The organism is Youngimonas ophiurae (nom. illeg.), from assembly GCF_049803795.1.
GTDB lineage: Bacteria > Pseudomonadota > Alphaproteobacteria > Rhodobacterales > Rhodobacteraceae > Thalassobius.
The window spans coordinates 301,046-316,542 of the sequence record NZ_JBNAGJ010000002.1 but is presented as its reverse complement, the minus strand read 5'-3'; the positions used below and the strand labels follow the sequence as shown (position 1 = coordinate 316,542).

Here is a 15,497-nt window from a genome sequence, read left to right as displayed (position 1 = left end):
CTGGTCAAAATACTCCGGGGGGTCCGGGGGGCAGGCCCCCCGCCGCGCGCCTGAGGAACAGGCCCTCCGCCGCCACACTGAAAACGGGTCAAAGCCATGAAAAATACCTTCATCATGCGGAACCCTTCGGTTCTGATCTTCCTGGGTATCCTCGCGCTCTTTACCCTGACCGTCACCCTCATGTCCGAGGCCACCGGTGCGTCGCTGCTCTCTACCTCCTTCGTCAAAACCCTGGGTAAGACCCTGTGCCTGTGCCTCATTGCCATCGCGATGGATCTGGTCTGGGGCTATTGCGGTATCCTCAGCCTGGGCCATTTCGCCTTCTTCGGGCTGGGCGGCTATATGATCGGCATGTGGCTGATGTACGAACGCACCCGCGGCATCGTCGAAAGCTCGATGGCCAATGCGGAAATCCCCCCTACCCCCCAAGAGATCGTGGACGCCATCGGCACACAGATTTTCGGCGTGGTCGGCAGCTCGGAATTCCCGCTGGTTTGGGCCTTTGCCGACAGTCTGGCGATTCAGCTGGCTTTGGTGGTGCTGGTGCCGGGGCTGCTGGCGCTGGTCTTTGGCTGGCTGGCCTTCCGCAGCCGCGTCACCGGCGTTTACCTGTCGATCCTGACCCAAGCCATGACGCTGGCCTTGTCGCTGTATCTGTTTCAGAACGACAGCGGGCTGCGCGGCAATAACGGTCTGTCGGGCCTGCAAAACCTGCCCGGCCTGGATGACGTGCCGCAGGCAACCGTGTCCATCTGGTTCTTCTGGGTGTCCGCTTTGGCGCTGGGGCTGGGCTACGTTCTGGCCGCCTGGGTCGTGTCCGGAAAATTCGGCAGCGTGATCCGAGGCATCCGCGACGACGAACAGCGCGTGCGTTTCCTGGGCTACTCGGTCGAGGGGTATAAGCTGTTCATTTTCGTGCTGACCGCGATGATCGCGGGTATCGCCGGCGCGCTGTATTATCCGCAGGCCGGAATCATCAACCCGGCTGAAATCGCGCCCATTGCCTCGATCTACCTGGCCGTCTGGGTGGCCATTGGCGGGCGTGGGCGGCTGTATGGGGCCGTGATTGGCGCGGCTTTCGTGTCGCTGGTGTCCACGTGGTTCACCGGGGGGCAGGCGCCGTCCATTCCGCTGGGGGTCTACACGATCGACTGGGTGGACTGGTGGCAGGTGGTGCTGGGGCTTAGCTTTGTGCTGGTCACGCTGTTCGCGCCCAAGGGCATCGGCGGGCTGTTCGACCTGCTGCAAGGCGTCGCCGCGCCGCGCCGTCACGGCCAGCCGCTGGGCCCGGATGCCGGATCATTGCAGGAAAAGGAGGCCCAGGAATGAGCACTCTGCTAGAGGTCTCCGGCGTCTCCGTCAGCTTTGACGGGTTCAAGGCGATCAACAACCTGTCCTTCCAGATCGGCAGCGCCGAGATGCGCGCCATCATCGGCCCGAACGGGGCCGGTAAGACGACATTCATGGACATCATCACCGGCAAGACGAAACCAGACGAGGGCCGGGTGCTGTGGGGCGAAAAATCCCAGTCCTTGCTGAAAATGTCCGAGGCCAGGATCGCCCGCGCGGGCGTGGGCCGCAAATTCCAGCGCCCCACCGTATTCGAGGATCAGTCGGTTTTCGATAACCTGTTGATGGCGCTGAAAAATGATCGCTCGCCCTGGCAGGTGCTGACCTTCAAACCCAAGTTCAAGGATCTGGGCAAGGTCGAGGAACTGGCCAGCGAAATCGGCCTCACAGACGAGCTGGACCGCAAATCGGGCGAGCTGTCGCACGGGCAAAAACAGTGGCTGGAAATCGGGATGCTGCTGGCGCAGGAACCGCGCCTTTTGCTGGTGGATGAACCGGCCGCGGGGATGACTCTGTCCGAACGCGAACACACCACCGACATCCTGGTCGAGGCCGCGAAAACCCGCGCCGTCGTCGTCGTGGAACACGACATGGAGTTCGTCCGCCGCCTGAATTGCAAGGTCACCGTGCTGCACGAAGGCAGCGTTCTGGCCGAGGGCTCGTTGGACCATGTGACACAGAATCAGGACGTCATTGATGTCTATTTGGGGCGCTGAATCATGCTGAAGACTGAAAATCTGACCCTGCATTATGGCAGCTCGCAAATCCTGAACGGTATCTCAATGCAGGCCGATGTGGGGCAGGTGACCTGCGTGATGGGCACCAATGGCGTGGGCAAAACCAGCCTGCTGAAGGCTATTTCCGGCACGCATCCGCGATCTGGCGGGGGGCTGGAGCTGGACGGCGAGCAGATCGGCAAACTGCCCGCCCACGCGCTGGCGCGCAAGGGTGTGGGCTATGTGCCGCAAGGGCGCGATATATTCCCGCTGCTGACGGTGCGCGAAAACCTGGAAACGGGGTTTGTTTGCCTGCCGCGCTCGGAACATTTTATCCCCGATGAAGTGTTCGAGCTGTTCCCGATCCTCAGGGATTTCCTGCACCGCCGGGGCGGCGATCTGTCCGGCGGGCAGCAGCAGCAGCTGGCCATCGCCCGCGCGATGATCACCAAACCCAAGCTGCTGCTGCTGGACGAACCGACCGAGGGCATCCAGCCCAATATCATCCAGCAGATCGGCCGCGTGATCGAGTACCTGCGCGATCAGGGCAACATGGCCATCGTGCTGGTCGAGCAATATTTCGATTTCGCCTATGGGCTGGCCGATCAGTTCGTGGTGATGCGCCGCGGAGAGGTTCTCAAACAGGGTGCCAAATCCGAATTGACCCGCGAAGAACTGGTGCAAGCGGTCTCGGTCTGAATGCGGGGAAAAAACCTCGGGAATCTGTGTTTTCGGTCTTGACGCGGGCGCGCGGCTTTCGTATTTCGCGTCCACTTTCGGCGGTATAGCTCAGTTGGTTAGAGCAGCGGAATCATAATCCGCGTGTCCGGGGTTCAAGTCCCTGTACCGCCACCATTACTCCTACTTCGCATCAAAAATCGCTAAGGCCTTGAAGGGCAGGTCAAACCAGCGGTGCGTATGCCATTTTCGCGGCACTAGCCCAGCATATCCGCCCGCACAGCGGCATGTTGTGCTCTTGAAATAGCGCTCAAATGGCCAAGTCGGGTGCCGCCCGGCACGCGAGATGCAAGATGACACGAAATTTGGCGGAGGCGTTAGCGTTTCTCGCGGGCATCTAGGCTTTGCCTGATGACGTCAATCTCGTTTTGCAGATGCGCGCCGTTGTAGACGATCGACGTTTCATGGCGGGCATATCGGCCTTTTCGGTCAGCGCTCAGCCAGTTGTAGGATCCGATGCACAGAAGATTAGCGTCAACGATGACAATCTTACTATGCAGTTGCTGCACCTCATGAATGCGAACGCCCACATCCTGCAACGCAGATTTTGCCGCTTCCAACTGTGTCACGCCGTTATCGTATTTAAGCTGGTTCAAAAGAGGATCCGCGAAAACATCGATTTCTGCTCCGCGCGCCACCGCACTTTGGAAGGCATCGAGCAGCCCAGCACGTTTCATTGTTGAGGCAATGATCCACGGGCTGACAATGGTTATTTTGCGGGCTGTGGACAGGGCCTTTTTTAGGAACCGATCGTGTTCTTCTGCGTCTCTTAGTGTCGAAAGCGGGTGACTTGAATCCTGAAGATCAGGGCGCGGCTGCGCAGTAAACTCAAGCCCCCCATCGCTCTGAGAGAACAGGCACTCAGCCAAGACCGATCTGGGCGTACCCTTCGCAGCCGACGAAAATACGTCCATGTCACCGAACACAAGGAAGCTGTCTTTTGCACGCGACACGGTCACGTTCAGCATACTTGGCGACATGTCGATGAAATGCCCGTCGGCATGTTTGGAATAGACTGGTGAAAACAGGATGATTGGGCGCTCAGCCCCTTGAAGCGAATGAACCGTGCCAACGGTCATTTTCGCGTCAATGCCCCGATCGGCACAAGCGCGTTTGATTTCTTGCACCTGCCGCCCAAAGGGGGTGACGACACCGACGATCTCTTCCAGTTTTTTGTTGTACTGGCCTTCAAGATCCTGCCGCTTTTCTGCAAGCCAGTCTGCAATTGTTGCAGCTTCAGTCGCGTTAGCGCGGCTGCCGCCGAAGCTTAACGCCATCCCGTCGATATGCAGGTAACCCATCGACGGCACAGCGCGCCCCGCGGGCGCACTGCCTCGCATCGGTTTGAGCGATCCTTTGTAGCAGAGTTTGTTGCTGAAATTGATGATTTCGTCATAGCAGCGCCGATGCTCGAACAGGTAAAGCCCGCGCTCTAATTCCGGGTAGGGCTCGTAGGCGCAGGCTTGCTGGGCAAGACGCATTACACTGCCGTCAACACTACGCATTCCAGTTGCTGACAGTGTGTTCAAATCGGTCTCAGCATAGGTCTCTTTCAGAAAACCCGCACGTTGCAGATTGCCGATATCGACGGCTTTGGGCACCGATGAGATCGGCTCGATCTGTTGGGTGTCCCCAATGACCAAGGCGCGCTTCGCTAAGGCAAACGACGGCGCCGCAACCTCTGGTAAGACTTGCCCGGCTTCATCAACAATCAGCAAATCAATGAAGTCGAACAAATAACCTGTGCCCCATTCACCGCCAGACTTCAGGCCAAAGCTCATTTTGCCTGGCAAGCTCGCAAATGTAGAGACAGCACAGGGTGTCAACATCATACGGCGATGCCAGCGTGGTTCGATTGTTTTCCGTCCGGTTTTCCGATGCGACGCCACGATATCGTCCAGGTTATCTTCCATTTCCAGAAGCCACCGCCCCTCCCAATAGTGGCAAGCCAGTCGGAAAAGATGAAAACGGGTGTGGCAATCGGCAAACCTATCGACGTCCAACGTATCCGCTGCTGGAACGGCAGGCGCACCAAGATTTTCCGTTGCGCGCGCCCATGCTCTCTGTGCCTGATCTAGATTGTCTAACGCAGATCGGGCTGCCTCATATCTGGCACCGGAGGATTGAGCAGCCTCCTGTGCAACACGAACTGCATCTCGCAGGCTATTCCCGATGTTTTCAACCGAACGACTATCTGAGAAATCCAGCGTGCAGCCGATGGCTTCCAGTGCAACACGCCCTTTCATCACTCTTTTCCGGGCCACTGACGGAAGAAAGCTGAACATGGCGAGAAAGACAGATTGCTCTGCATGATGTTTGGCCCATCCGGATTCCCAAGCCTTGTGGCATTCCAGCTCTGCTGCGCTATCCTGCATAGCTTCTGCCAGTTGCTGCAAAGCTGTCTCGGCATCGTCGCCCAGCAGGCTGGCAACTTTCGATGTTGTCTCCTCAACCCAGTGCCGCGCCTTGTTCGCATCAGACAGTTTTGCGACCTCTTCAGTAATCTGAGTGTGCAAGGAGGATACGATCTCTTTCACATCCGGGTTTTCAAGGTCCGGAAATGCTGTTTTCCCTGCCTCCAGAAATGCATCTCGGGCGCGGGGAACATAATCATGGCTTTCTAATTCAATGAAGAGCCGCTCAGTTTGATACCGGCGAGCAGCCTCTGCCTCTTTTGACTTTGCCGGAAGAAACAACCCATAGCTTCTGAGATCAGGCAACCAACGGCCCGCAAATGGGCCTTCGCCTTCGGAGAAGTCCTTGCCGAACGCGTCGATAATGTTTGTTACAGCCTGGTTATTGGTGGACGCTGCGACGATAACAGGTGGGGTACTTTCTTGCAGCGCCGCGCGCACCCACGCATCCGCAATGGCCGACAAGAGCATTGTCGTCTTACCCGTTCCAGGAGGCCCATTGACAGCAAGCACATCGCTGGGTTTTCCGGTTGAGAGATATGAAAGAACCTGACGTTGATGATCTGCGAGCGGAAATTCATCGCTGGCGTGCCCCAGTCGATTGATGAAGTTCGTTTCCGTCTGGGGGGAAAGTTCCTTTTGGGCCGAAGACGGCCTGGCCAGATTTTCCAACAGCGGCGCTTTGTGTTTTTCACCAAGCAGCGTGTCATATAGGCTGATAACTTGCGCGATAGCGGCGGTGGCCTCTCCGGAAATCTCCATAAACCCGACGCCAGCAGAGACATAATTTTTATCGTCAGCTGGCCAACCCGGAGATACGGCATCAAGCATCGCACGACAGTGTTTTAGATATTGCTCCCAAACAGAGGAGTTTTCGTCAGGCAAGAAGGGCGATGCCGAAAGAAAGGTATCGAAATCTTCGACCGTGCCGAGCGAAAAAACATCGTTAGGGAGTGGCTTCAGCAGGTCTCTCGCAATGACGTTTCGGGATGGGCGAATGTTGCCGTCTCTATCAATGGTCGCCTCTGTTACTACAGGTGCGACGATTTCTGGAAAACCATTGGATATAGTTGCACCGTGGGAAGTTCTCCGGGCCATGACCATCGGCCAGATTTGTACGGCTACCATCTTGGTGTCCGGCTTCTGTCCTTCAAAAGCCCTGCGGATCTGGTTCTTAGGCAGCACTCCATTGCGCAGCGTGTCTTTCGACAGTTCGATGAATTCCTTCCGGTCCCGTTGCCTGAAGCGCCCCCGCCCCAATGCACCATCTGCCAACGACGCACGCCAGTAACCCAAAGTCTCATAGAACTCATTATTCATCACAGTCTGCCAAATTCCGCGCCTGCATCACACAATTTGATGGCGCAAGCTAAATACTCAGTGCAATCTTAGGTGTAGACTGATTTCCAGACAGGTGACAGGCCCTTCAGAGCGGTTTGCAGCAATCAGCGCACTCTTATAGAAGGCCGTATGGCCTCGCGTGTTGAAACCCAAGCACTTTCATAAGCGGGTCTTCTCTTTTCGGTTTCTCTTACTCTAGCTCAACCAGCAGATCTTTTGCGTCGATCTGGCCCCCTGCCGTAACGTGGACTGCCTTCACAAAGGCATCGCGTTCTGCGTGGATGCCAGTTTCCATCTTCATTGCTTCGAGTGTCAGTAACAGATCCCCTTCTTTGACCTCTTGGCCAGCCGTTACTCCAACAGAGGCAACCACACCCGGCATCGGCGCGCCGATATGGTTCGCGTTGCCAAGTTCTGCCTTTGGCCGCGCCGCCGTTGAAGCTTTGACCATGCGGTTTGGAACACGGATCACGCGTGGTTGACCGTTAAGTTCGAAGAAGACTTTCACTTCGCCGTTCTCATCGGTTTCTCCGACAGCCTGCAAGCGGATTTCCAAGGTCTTACCAGGATCGATTTCTGCGGAAATTTCCTCGCCCGGCTCCATGCCATAGAAGAACGTTTTCGTTGGCAATGTGCGCACAGGGCCATACTGACGGTGGCGGCCCATATAATCCAAGAAGACCTTTGGATACATCAGGTAACCGTTCAGATCCTCATCATCGACCTCAAAGCCTTGAAGCTGTTTGGATAAATCTGCGCGGGTCGCTTCCATATCTACCGGCTTCAAATGCTTGCCGGGGCGGTCGGTGTTCGGCTTTTCGCCTTTCAGCGCCTTGTCTACGATGCCTTCCGGGAAACGGAATTGGCAGGGCTCAAACAGGGGCACCTGTGCGAGGTGACCTTTGATCGCACTGAGGTGCCGTTGAACCATTTGATCGGTAGTCCTGGGGACGCCGGGAAATACATGACCATCGTGTGGAACGCGAACCGTCCGTTGATCGGCTTGATGGCGCTTGGCGTCGCGCGACGGGCGTATGACATCGCGCTGGCACATGTCGCTGACCGGAAGCAATTCGGAGCGCCATTAGCGGCCAAACAGCTTGTTCAACAGGATCTTTCGGACATGGATGCGGGGATCACCTCGGCCCGGCTCACCTGCCTAATGGCGCTGGCCACGCTCGATACGGGCGCGCGCTCGAACGGGCTCTCAGCGATGGCCAAACGGCTGGCCACGGCGAATGCAAACAAAGCAATACATACCGCGATGCAGCTTTGTGGAGGCATGGGCGTCACCGAAGAGCTGGGCCTGGCGCAGCTTTGGGCTGACGCCCGCGTGTTCCAAGTGCCCGACGGCACACAAGGCATACTGGCGCTCATTCATGGACGCGATATCACTGGCATGGCGGCGTGGCGCTGACAGCCCTGAACCTTTTGGAGGAGAAGAATATGGACACATTACACTGGTCGCCCCGCTCGCCTTATGTGCGCAAGGTTATGGTCGCGATTCATGAAAAAGGCCTGACAGAGCAGATCGAAACAGTTCGGACGCTCGCGGATCCGATGTATCCGCCTCAGGATTTTTTCGCCACGAACCCGCTGGCCAAGATCCCGACGCTTGAACGTGCGGGGCAGCCGCCGATCTGGGACTCGCGCGTTCTTATGGAATGGGCGGACATGCAATCGGAGCTTGGGCCCTGTCTGTTTCCGGCAGATGCAAATCGGATTCAGGCTTTGTCGGATGAGGCACTAGGACATGGGATAATCGAAGTCGGCGTGACATTGCTGATCGAACGAAACATGCGTGAGGCAGCTCGACAGGATCCGCGGGTTTTCGATGTGTGTGCGGCCAAGTTTAAGTCAGCTCTAGATTATTTGGAAGCCAACGCAGAGCGCCTGGCTGCGCGAGACTTCGATGCGGGCCATATCTCTATTGGTGTTGCACTGTGCTATCTTGATTTCCGTTTTGATGAGCTGGCGTGGCGCAAGTCCCGCCCTGCGCTTGCGGTGTTGCATGACGGGTTACTAGAGCGGCCCTCGTTTAAGGCGACGGAGTTTCAGGACGACCCGCGCCCGCAGGAATAAAAAGAAAGCCCCGGCCAGATGGTCGGGGCTTTTTCTGAGGGCCTTATGCGGGCAGTTTCAAATCTGGCCAGCTCGCGGGCTCGAACCGATACCCTTCACCTTCCCGGCGGATGTATCCGCAGCAGGGGAGGCCAAAATGCATTGGCATGATCAGTGCGCCGCTGTCGGCAGCCTCGGCCAGAACGCGCGCGCGGGTTTCGCGGGCGGTATCTTGCAGCACACAATAGGCGGTGTTGATCTCTGGTTTGTAAATCTGAACGGGTGAGTGAAACACGTCGGCGCAGAAGAGGCCCTCTTCACCTTCCGAGCGCAGCCGGTAGGACAGCATACCCGGTGTGTGCCCTGGCACTGGCTCGACCGACAGACAGCCAAGGATTTCACCCGCGTCATCCGCGATGAACTCCACCAGCCCGGCTTCCACAATGGGGGCCACGCTATCCTCCCAGCTGTTGTCCATTGCAATGTCGGGGGATTTGGTGATGGCGTCTACCCAGTAGTCGTAATCTGTTTTCGGCATCAGGTAGCGGGCATTTGGAAAAGCAGGGATCCATTTGCCACGCTCAAGCACCGTGTTCCATCCGGTGTGATCGGAATGCAGGTGTGTCTGCACGACATGCGTGACCTTATCGAAACCCGCGCCCACGGCTTCGAGCCATTCGCCCACACGGTTGTTGAGGCTCTTCATGCGCGGCGCGGTGCGCGGCTTATCGTTGCCGACGCCGGTATCAATGATGATCACTTTGTCGTCGATCTGCACCACCCACATCTGGATAGTGACCACGAGGCGGTTCATTGCCGGCACGTAGTGATGCGGCGCAAGCTTACCGGCTAGCGCGTCCAGATCGGTCTGCGCGAGATCGGGAAACAGGAACGCCGGATCATGGGTGGGCGCGGAATATTCCACAACGCGCGACACGCGGGCCTTGCCGATTTGTCGTGTTTGAATCATGTAGTCTCTCCCTTTTTGCCGTAAAAGGCTCAGGCCGTTTGGGGCACGCGCGGTGTGCCGTCGATTTCGATATAGGTTGGTTTGCCGACAAACCCTTCAGAGAGCGGCGCGAAATAGTAGAAGGTGATCTTGCGCTCGCGAAACTTCCAGACGCCATCCACGCGCTCCAGCTTATCGTCGTAATGTCCGGCGGAAACATAGCTGACGCCTTGTTTCACCGACAGATATTGCATTGAGGTGCGGCCTGTGGCGGTATCACCGTTCAGCTGGATCGTGGGGTTGGTGCAGAAATGCCAGAAGCCCTCGGCCATGCTATCGACAAAGCCGCTGAAAAACTGGTGTATCTCGGCCCGGCCTTTAGCGTGTGCGAGGCCGTTGAATTCGCCGTCTTCGGTGAACATCTCAGCCAGCGCGTCCCAGTCGCGGTGATCGAGTACGTGGCAATAGCGGGCGCGAAGTTCTGCGATTTCGGCGCGATCTTCCAGTGCTTTGAGCCGGGTTTCAATCGTGTCTGCCATGGTGGCCTCCTCCCTCGTGGCGCGGATCAGGCGGCTTGCCGCATGATCAAGGGCGCGCCCGTTTTGGATTGTAGCTCGTCAAAGCTCAGCCCGTCGATGATTTCGCGGACTTCGAAGCCCTGCGGGGTGACATCAATCACAGCAAGATCGGTAAAGATGCGCTTGACGCAGGCAGCCGATGTGAGCGGGTAGGAGCAGCGCTCCACAAGGCGGGGGGTGCCATCCTTGGTGAGGTGCTGCATCGCGACCCAGACGCGCTTGGCACCGATGGCAAGATCCATCGCACCGCCTACAGCGGGCGCGGTATCGGTAGAGGAGCGCGCCCAGTTGGCCAGATCGCCATTGGCCGCCACCTCATAAGCGCCCAAAACGCACAGATCGAGATGCTGGCCTCGGATCATAGAAAAACTATCGGCGTGATGGAAATACGAGCCGCCTTTCATCAGCGTGATATGTTGCTTGCCCGCATTAATGAGCCACGGATTAACATCTTCAGGCGCCGGGGACGGGCCGATACCGAGAATGCCGTTTTCAGCGTGAAACACCACTTCGCGCTCTTCGGGTACCTGATCGGCTACCAGCGTAGGGACCCCGATACCGAGGTTCACATACCAGCCTTCAGGAATGTCTTCGGCGACGCGCTTGGCGATGGCGCTGCGGCCACGGGGGGAATAATTTTGTTCTGACATAGGTTGTGCCTCCTTAACCGACTGGATCGCCGCATGGGACATGAACCACCCTATCGACGAAGATGCCCGGAGTTATGATGTGCTCGGGGTTCAGCTCGCCCAATTCGCGGGTGTGCTGCGTCTGGGCGATGGTGAGCTTGGCTGCCATGGCGCAGATTGGATTGAAATTGCGGCCTGCGTCGCGGTAGGTGAGGTTGCCCCACCTGTCGGCCTCCCAGGCTTCGATCAGTGCGACATCGCCGTAAAGTGCTTCTTCGAGCACATGGGGGAGGCCGTTATAGTCGCGGATCTCCTTACCCTGCGAGAGCAGTGTGTTGGCGCCAGTGGGAGTAAAGAAGGCTGGGATGCCAGCGCCTGCGGCGCGCATCCGTTCGGCCAGCGTGCCTTGAGGCACCAACTCTAGCTCTAGCTTGCCAGCGCTGTAGAGCTCTTCGAAAATGGTGGATCCGGCGATGCGCGGATAGCTACAGATCAACTTGCGCACACGGCCTTCCCTAAGCAGCCGCGCCAGTCCGACTTTGCCGTATCCGGCATTATTGGCCACGATTGTGAGGTTGCTCACGCCAGTGTCTAACAGCCCTTCAATGAGTGGATTCGCTTGTCCAACAGCACCAAAGCCGCCAAGAAGGATGGTGGCTGCATCGGGAACCTCTGCGAGCGCCTCAGCGATGCCTGGGGCAAATTTGTCAATCATTCCAGTTTGATCCTCGTCTCTCGGTGGTTTCAACGCAACGTCGCCAGCAATGGCGCCGGCTCCTTCCCGCCAAATGTCCGCAATGTGAACAGTTGTCCAAAAAATGCACGTCAGCAAATAGCATGTCAAGGGTGTGTCTGCTATACGGACGATTGTCCGTTTTTGAGTGACGTGCTATGAGACGGGTGCAAGTGTCGAAAATTGTGTATGGTCGGCCTGAGTGCGCTATTGAGGAAGGGTGTGAATGCCAGGAAAGAATGAGGTGATCGAAGCCGGATCGGACACGCGCCGCACGGATTTCGTGAGCGCAGTAGGACGAGCGATGTCGATCCTGGAGTGTTTCACATCTGACGAAGCAGTGCGCCAGCGCGGACGGCTTACGCTCACCGATGCCGCCAAGCTCACCGATCTGAGCCGTGGTACGGCGCGGCGGCTACTGCTCACCCTTGCCGAGATTCACTATGTTGATACCGATGGAAAATTCTTCTGGCTCACTCCAAAATTGATCAACCTCTCGCGTGGCTTCCTGATGCCGCTTGGCGTGGGCGAAGGGTCGGCGGCGATCCTGAAGGAGCTGACCAGCACGCTTGACGAGTCGGCCTCGGTGGGCATCCTCGATGGCGAAGACATTATCTATATCGAGCGGGTAGAAGTGCGGCGGATCTACTCGTCGCGTATTGTGAACGGCACACGGCTGCCAGCGGCCTGCTCCTCGATCGGGCGAGTGCTTCTTGCCTCGCTTTCCGACAGCGATCTGCACAATTGGCTGCGCTCCTATCCGCTCAAGCAGCTTACAGAGAAGACGATCACCGACATGGAGCGCTTCTGGCAGGAGATCCGTGTGATACGTGAGCAGGGTTATGCGATTATCGATGAGGAGCTGGAGATCGGTATCCGTTCGATCTCAGTGCCGATCCGCAGCCCCAACGGGCGAACCATGGCGGCGCTGAACGCTTCGACCATATCGGCACGCCACAACGTGGATGAGCTGCGCAACGATTTTCTGCCCGAGCTGCTGAAGTCCGCGCAAAAACTTTCTGGTACGATGGGCTGGTAGCGGCACCAGGTGCGCTGCTTTTCCTTGATGTTTGCAAAAGGGCTGTGCAAATATTGCCCTCAAATTGCCGGACAATAGTCCGTATTGCGAACATATGGAGAAAAGATGCGCTGGTTTGAGAGTGACGAAATGGTGCTGCGCTACCATGTCCGGTACGGTAAGGGTCCGTATCTTGTGCTGATCCACGAGATGGGCGGCTCTATCGAAAGTTGGGATTGGGTGATGGAACATCTGCCGGCAGACCAGGGTGTGGTACTGCCGGAAATGCGTGGTATGGGCCAATCACAGAAGCTGAGCGCCACGCCGAGTTTCGCTGCGGTGGCGGCGGATGTGGCTGCGCTGCTCGACCATCTGGGGATCACCGAGCCGGTGGTGGTGGCCGGCTGCGCGATTGGCGGGGCGATTGCAGTGCAGTTCGCGCTGGACGCCCCGGAGCGCTGCCTTGCCATTGCGCCGCTCGATCCGGCGCTAAATGTGATCGACGGGGGGCACGAGGGCGTACTGGCTCTGGCCGACAAAATGGAGGCCGAGGGGATGCGCGCGATGGAGCCAATCCTGCTCGACCGCACCTATCCTGAGCGCTACCGGCAGCGCCATCCGGGACATTTTGCCGAAGTTCGTGGGCGCTGGTATGCCAACGATCCGACCTCGTTTGCGCATTTCTTCCGTATGTTGGCGGCGTCGGACGTGCGAAACGATTTGAAGCGGATCGTTTGCCCCGTCTGGTACGGATCGGGTGCGCATGATCTATTGCGCACGCCAGAGTACATGCAAGAGTTGGCTGCGCTCACACCGGGGGCGGAGTTGCGAAGCCTTGATGCGGGCCACCACGTTGCCGATCACGCTGCCGAGGAGGTGGCGTTGATGCTGACGGAATTGGTTGCGGCGGTCAGCTAGAATTAGTGCGCTGGCAGTACATAGATACCTGATTTCACCCGTCAGAAGAGAATCCAGTATTATCTGATCAGGCTGTGATTGAGCAAAATTGTTGTAAAAGGGCCCCGGTATGGTCCACGTTATTGAGTGCTCGCAGGTACATAGCCCAGTTCCGCCGATATACGCCGCGCGGCTTCAGACACGGCGTGGACTTGTTTGGCGTCTGGGGGGGATTCTATGTACTGGGTCAGGCTTACAATTGCGATGGTGGCGATAGTTTTGCCGCCTGCATCGAAAATCGGGCAAGACAACGCGTTGAGCCCCAACATGGTTTCATTTGGAGCCGTCGCCCAGCCCTGTTTGCGGATGGTGGCGATGTGGGCTTTAAACTCGTCCTGGTCCGTGATGGTAAACTGGGTGGCGGCCGTCAGCTTACGCGGAAGAGCGGCGCTGCGGGCTTTCTCTGACATGGTGGACAGGGCGACCTTGCCCTGGGCCGAATTGGTAAAGCCCAGCAAAGAGCCAGGGCGCACACCTACATCTATCTGCATGTTGCCGTGCAGAGTGTTGAGGATGCGAATCCCGTTCTTTTCAATCTGCCCTAAGCTGACTGCATGGCCCGTGGTGTCGCGCAAAACCCTCATGTGCGGCAACGCGACCGAGGTCAGGTCGGCAGAGCCGGATGCAGCTTGTCCCAAAGCAATCAGGCGCGAACCGATTCGATAGCGCTCGGTCTGGGCGGATTGCGTAATATAGCCCAAAGACATCAAGGTTCGCAGGTGGCGATGAATCCGGCTTTTGGTCGTTCCCAATGCCGATGCCAAAGCGGTTACGCCGATATCTGAGTCCGTATTTGCAAGAGTTTCAAGGAGTTGCAGGGCAAGGGCGACACTTTGGATCAGATCGGTTTTGCTGTCTTTTTCGGATGCCATTGGCGATTCCACTTTCAATCGTATGTCCGCTCACACCCGTGAAGACGGTTTTTCACGCAATGCTTGACAGCTCTGCGAGTCGTTGTTTACGTTCTGTATTGCACAACAGTGTATTGCATAGTGAAACAAAATCAAGGGAGGGACGCAAAATTGTTAGATGAAGTCGCAGGTTTTTCATGCGGGTGTTTCCGTCGCCAGACGCGGTGGATACAGCATGTATGATAAATCTGATCCGCGCGCGTCCTTGGTGTCGAAACCAGCTGCAAGTACGATTGCCCAAACCGGGCTGATCGCAGAGCCGCAAGAAGGGTTCTTTTATGCCTCGCCCCCCCAGATTAACGATGCCTCGGGCAAGACTTGGTTGTTGCGTGGCCATAATTTTCTTGTGGCCTACACCGAGGCTGCGCCGGGGGCAGTTTTTACGCGGGACGCGCAACAAGATGAATACGCGGTATTGCTGCCCAAAGCCGAGGCGGTGGTCAGTTGGAGAGGCAGCGCTGAAGAGGTGTCGGGCAACAGTCTGACCTTTGTTCCGCCCGGAGACAGCAGTCTGTGCCTGCCGGAAGGCGGTGTGGTTGTGCGGTTCTTTTCGACCCGGAACACCGATTTGGCCGAGGCCTGCGTCAATGCCCAAGGTTATGAGGTGCCACGCGGCCACATTCCCGAGTTCACACCCTGGCCCGATCCGGTGGGCGGCTGGAAAATCCGGTCATACAGCTTGGATGTGCCCAAACAAGAGGGGCGGTTTGGCCGGATATTCCGTTGCACGACCCTGATGATCAACGTGCTTGAACCGTTTGAAGGGCCGCGTGACCCGTCCAAGATGTCTCCGCACCACCATGATGATTTCGAGCAAGGCTCTTTGGCGCTAAAGGGGGACTTTACCCATTATCTGCGATGGGCTTGGACCAGCGATATGGCCGATTGGCGCGAAGATCGCGCCGTAAAAATGGGGGCTCCGTCGATGCTGGTGATCCCGCCCCCCGTCATCCACACCACACGGGCAACAGGTGCGGGAGAGAATGATCTGGTCGATATTTTCAGCCCCCCGCGAGAGGATTTTTCGGCAAAGCCGGGCTGGGTGCTGAACGCCGAGGACTACCCCATGCCAGACTGACCACCGTCGGGGCTGAATCATAAA

General features: G+C 57.5%; 14 protein-coding genes, 1 tRNA gene and 1 pseudogene. 9 read left to right on the top strand and 7 right to left on the bottom strand.

Features of this window, described 5'->3' with window-relative positions; translation table 11 throughout:
* Positions 1 to 96: 96 nt before the first annotated feature.
* The 4 genes from urtC to ACP15O_RS05995 all read left to right on the top strand — a co-directional run bounded on the left by urtC (position 97) and on the right by ACP15O_RS05995 (position 2,921).
* Positions 97 to 1,329 (top strand): urea ABC transporter permease subunit UrtC, encoded by a 1,233-nt coding sequence (urtC, locus tag ACP15O_RS06010; protein ID WP_425095139.1) that lies wholly within the window; start codon positions 97 to 99, stop codon positions 1,327 to 1,329.
* Positions 1,326 to 2,066, top strand: a complete 741-nt coding sequence (gene urtD / locus ACP15O_RS06005) for an urea ABC transporter ATP-binding protein UrtD (protein ID WP_425095138.1) — start codon at positions 1,326 to 1,328, stop codon at positions 2,064 to 2,066. Before urtC ends, urtD begins: the two co-directional genes overlap by 4 nt.
* A gap of 3 nt (positions 2,067 to 2,069) precedes the next feature.
* On the top strand, positions 2,070 to 2,765 hold the full coding sequence (urtE, locus tag ACP15O_RS06000) for an urea ABC transporter ATP-binding subunit UrtE (RefSeq protein WP_425095137.1): 696 nt from the start codon (positions 2,070 to 2,072) through the stop codon (positions 2,763 to 2,765).
* A 79-nt stretch (positions 2,766 to 2,844) separates the two neighbouring features.
* Positions 2,845 to 2,921: transfer RNA gene (locus tag ACP15O_RS05995), tRNA-Met, on the top strand.
* Positions 2,922 to 3,121: 200 nt separating this feature from the next.
* Here the strand turns inward: ACP15O_RS05995 and ACP15O_RS05990 are convergent.
* Positions 3,122 to 6,538, bottom strand: a complete 3,417-nt coding sequence (locus tag ACP15O_RS05990) for an AAA domain-containing protein (RefSeq protein WP_425095136.1) — start codon at positions 6,536 to 6,538, stop codon at positions 3,122 to 3,124.
* A gap of 211 nt (positions 6,539 to 6,749) precedes the next feature.
* Positions 6,750 to 7,466 (bottom strand): annotated as a pseudogene (locus ACP15O_RS05985) (biotin/lipoyl-containing protein); the annotation flags it as partial.
* A 57-nt stretch (positions 7,467 to 7,523) separates the two neighbouring features.
* Between ACP15O_RS05985 and ACP15O_RS05980 the strand changes: the two are divergent.
* The gene (locus ACP15O_RS05980; protein WP_425095135.1) at positions 7,524 to 7,976 is read left to right on the top strand and encodes an acyl-CoA dehydrogenase family protein; all 453 of its coding nucleotides are present in this window, start codon (positions 7,524 to 7,526) and stop codon (positions 7,974 to 7,976) included.
* Between the two features lie 29 nt (positions 7,977 to 8,005).
* On the top strand, positions 8,006 to 8,641 hold the full coding sequence (locus ACP15O_RS05975) for a glutathione S-transferase family protein (protein WP_425095134.1): 636 nt from the start codon (positions 8,006 to 8,008) through the stop codon (positions 8,639 to 8,641).
* A 43-nt stretch (positions 8,642 to 8,684) separates the two neighbouring features.
* Here the strand turns inward: ACP15O_RS05975 and ACP15O_RS05970 are convergent, their stop codons facing one another.
* From ACP15O_RS05970 to ACP15O_RS05955, 4 genes are read right to left on the bottom strand one after another with little or no spacing between them, the layout of a single operon-like run.
* Positions 8,685 to 9,590, bottom strand: coding sequence for an MBL fold metallo-hydrolase (locus ACP15O_RS05970; protein ID WP_425095133.1), 906 nt, complete (start codon positions 9,588 to 9,590; stop codon positions 8,685 to 8,687).
* Positions 9,591 to 9,619: 29 nt separating this feature from the next.
* A complete protein-coding gene (locus ACP15O_RS05965) occupies positions 9,620 to 10,108 on the bottom strand; it encodes a nuclear transport factor 2 family protein (RefSeq protein WP_425095132.1) in 489 nt (162 codons plus the stop codon).
* Positions 10,109 to 10,134: 26 nt separating this feature from the next.
* On the bottom strand, positions 10,135 to 10,797 hold the full coding sequence (locus tag ACP15O_RS05960; RefSeq protein ID WP_425095131.1) for a 3-oxoacid CoA-transferase subunit B: 663 nt from the start codon (positions 10,795 to 10,797) through the stop codon (positions 10,135 to 10,137).
* Positions 10,798 to 10,810: 13 nt separating this feature from the next.
* Entirely contained in the window at positions 10,811 to 11,491 is a 681-nt protein-coding gene (locus tag ACP15O_RS05955; RefSeq protein ID WP_425095130.1) for a 3-oxoacid CoA-transferase subunit A, read from the bottom strand.
* Positions 11,492 to 11,735: 244 nt separating this feature from the next.
* Between ACP15O_RS05955 and ACP15O_RS05950 the strand changes: the two genes are divergently transcribed.
* Positions 11,736 to 12,548, top strand: coding sequence for an IclR family transcriptional regulator domain-containing protein (locus tag ACP15O_RS05950; RefSeq protein WP_425095129.1), 813 nt, complete (start codon positions 11,736 to 11,738; stop codon positions 12,546 to 12,548).
* A 105-nt stretch (positions 12,549 to 12,653) separates the two neighbouring features.
* Positions 12,654 to 13,445: an alpha/beta fold hydrolase gene (locus ACP15O_RS05945; RefSeq protein WP_425095128.1), complete on the top strand. Its 792-nt coding sequence runs from the start codon at positions 12,654 to 12,656 to the stop codon at positions 13,443 to 13,445.
* Positions 13,446 to 13,564: 119 nt separating this feature from the next.
* Here the strand turns inward: ACP15O_RS05945 and ACP15O_RS05940 are convergent, their stop codons facing one another.
* Entirely contained in the window at positions 13,565 to 14,356 is a 792-nt protein-coding gene (locus tag ACP15O_RS05940; protein ID WP_425095127.1) for an IclR family transcriptional regulator, read from the bottom strand.
* 214 nt (positions 14,357 to 14,570) lie between these two features.
* Between ACP15O_RS05940 and ACP15O_RS05935 the strand changes: the two genes are divergently transcribed.
* Positions 14,571 to 15,473, top strand: coding sequence for a cupin domain-containing protein (locus tag ACP15O_RS05935; RefSeq protein ID WP_425095126.1), 903 nt, complete (start codon positions 14,571 to 14,573; stop codon positions 15,471 to 15,473).
* Positions 15,474 to 15,497: the final 24 nt, after the last annotated feature.

Bases quoted from the DNA above. Each gene is read 5' to 3' on its own strand.
- urtC (WP_425095139.1), top strand. From the start codon at position 97: ATGAAAAATACCTTCATCATGCGGAACCCTTCGGTTCTGATCTTCCTG.
- urtD (WP_425095138.1), top strand. From the start codon at position 1,326: ATGAGCACTCTGCTAGAGGTCTCCGGCGTCTCCGTCAGCTTTGACGGG.
- urtE (WP_425095137.1), top strand. From the start codon at position 2,070: ATGCTGAAGACTGAAAATCTGACCCTGCATTATGGCAGCTCGCAAATC.
- ACP15O_RS05990 (WP_425095136.1), bottom strand. From the start codon at position 6,538: ATGAATAATGAGTTCTATGAGACTTTGGGTTACTGGCGTGCGTCGTTG.
- ACP15O_RS05980 (WP_425095135.1), top strand. From the start codon at position 7,524: ATGACCATCGTGTGGAACGCGAACCGTCCGTTGATCGGCTTGATGGCG.
- ACP15O_RS05975 (WP_425095134.1), top strand. From the start codon at position 8,006: ATGGACACATTACACTGGTCGCCCCGCTCGCCTTATGTGCGCAAGGTT.
- ACP15O_RS05970 (WP_425095133.1), bottom strand. From the start codon at position 9,590: ATGATTCAAACACGACAAATCGGCAAGGCCCGCGTGTCGCGCGTTGTG.
- ACP15O_RS05965 (WP_425095132.1), bottom strand. From the start codon at position 10,108: ATGGCAGACACGATTGAAACCCGGCTCAAAGCACTGGAAGATCGCGCC.
- ACP15O_RS05960 (WP_425095131.1), bottom strand. From the start codon at position 10,797: ATGTCAGAACAAAATTATTCCCCCCGTGGCCGCAGCGCCATCGCCAAG.
- ACP15O_RS05955 (WP_425095130.1), bottom strand. From the start codon at position 11,491: ATGATTGACAAATTTGCCCCAGGCATCGCTGAGGCGCTCGCAGAGGTT.
- ACP15O_RS05950 (WP_425095129.1), top strand. From the start codon at position 11,736: ATGCCAGGAAAGAATGAGGTGATCGAAGCCGGATCGGACACGCGCCGC.
- ACP15O_RS05945 (WP_425095128.1), top strand. From the start codon at position 12,654: ATGCGCTGGTTTGAGAGTGACGAAATGGTGCTGCGCTACCATGTCCGG.
- ACP15O_RS05940 (WP_425095127.1), bottom strand. From the start codon at position 14,356: ATGGCATCCGAAAAAGACAGCAAAACCGATCTGATCCAAAGTGTCGCC.
- ACP15O_RS05935 (WP_425095126.1), top strand. From the start codon at position 14,571: ATGTATGATAAATCTGATCCGCGCGCGTCCTTGGTGTCGAAACCAGCT.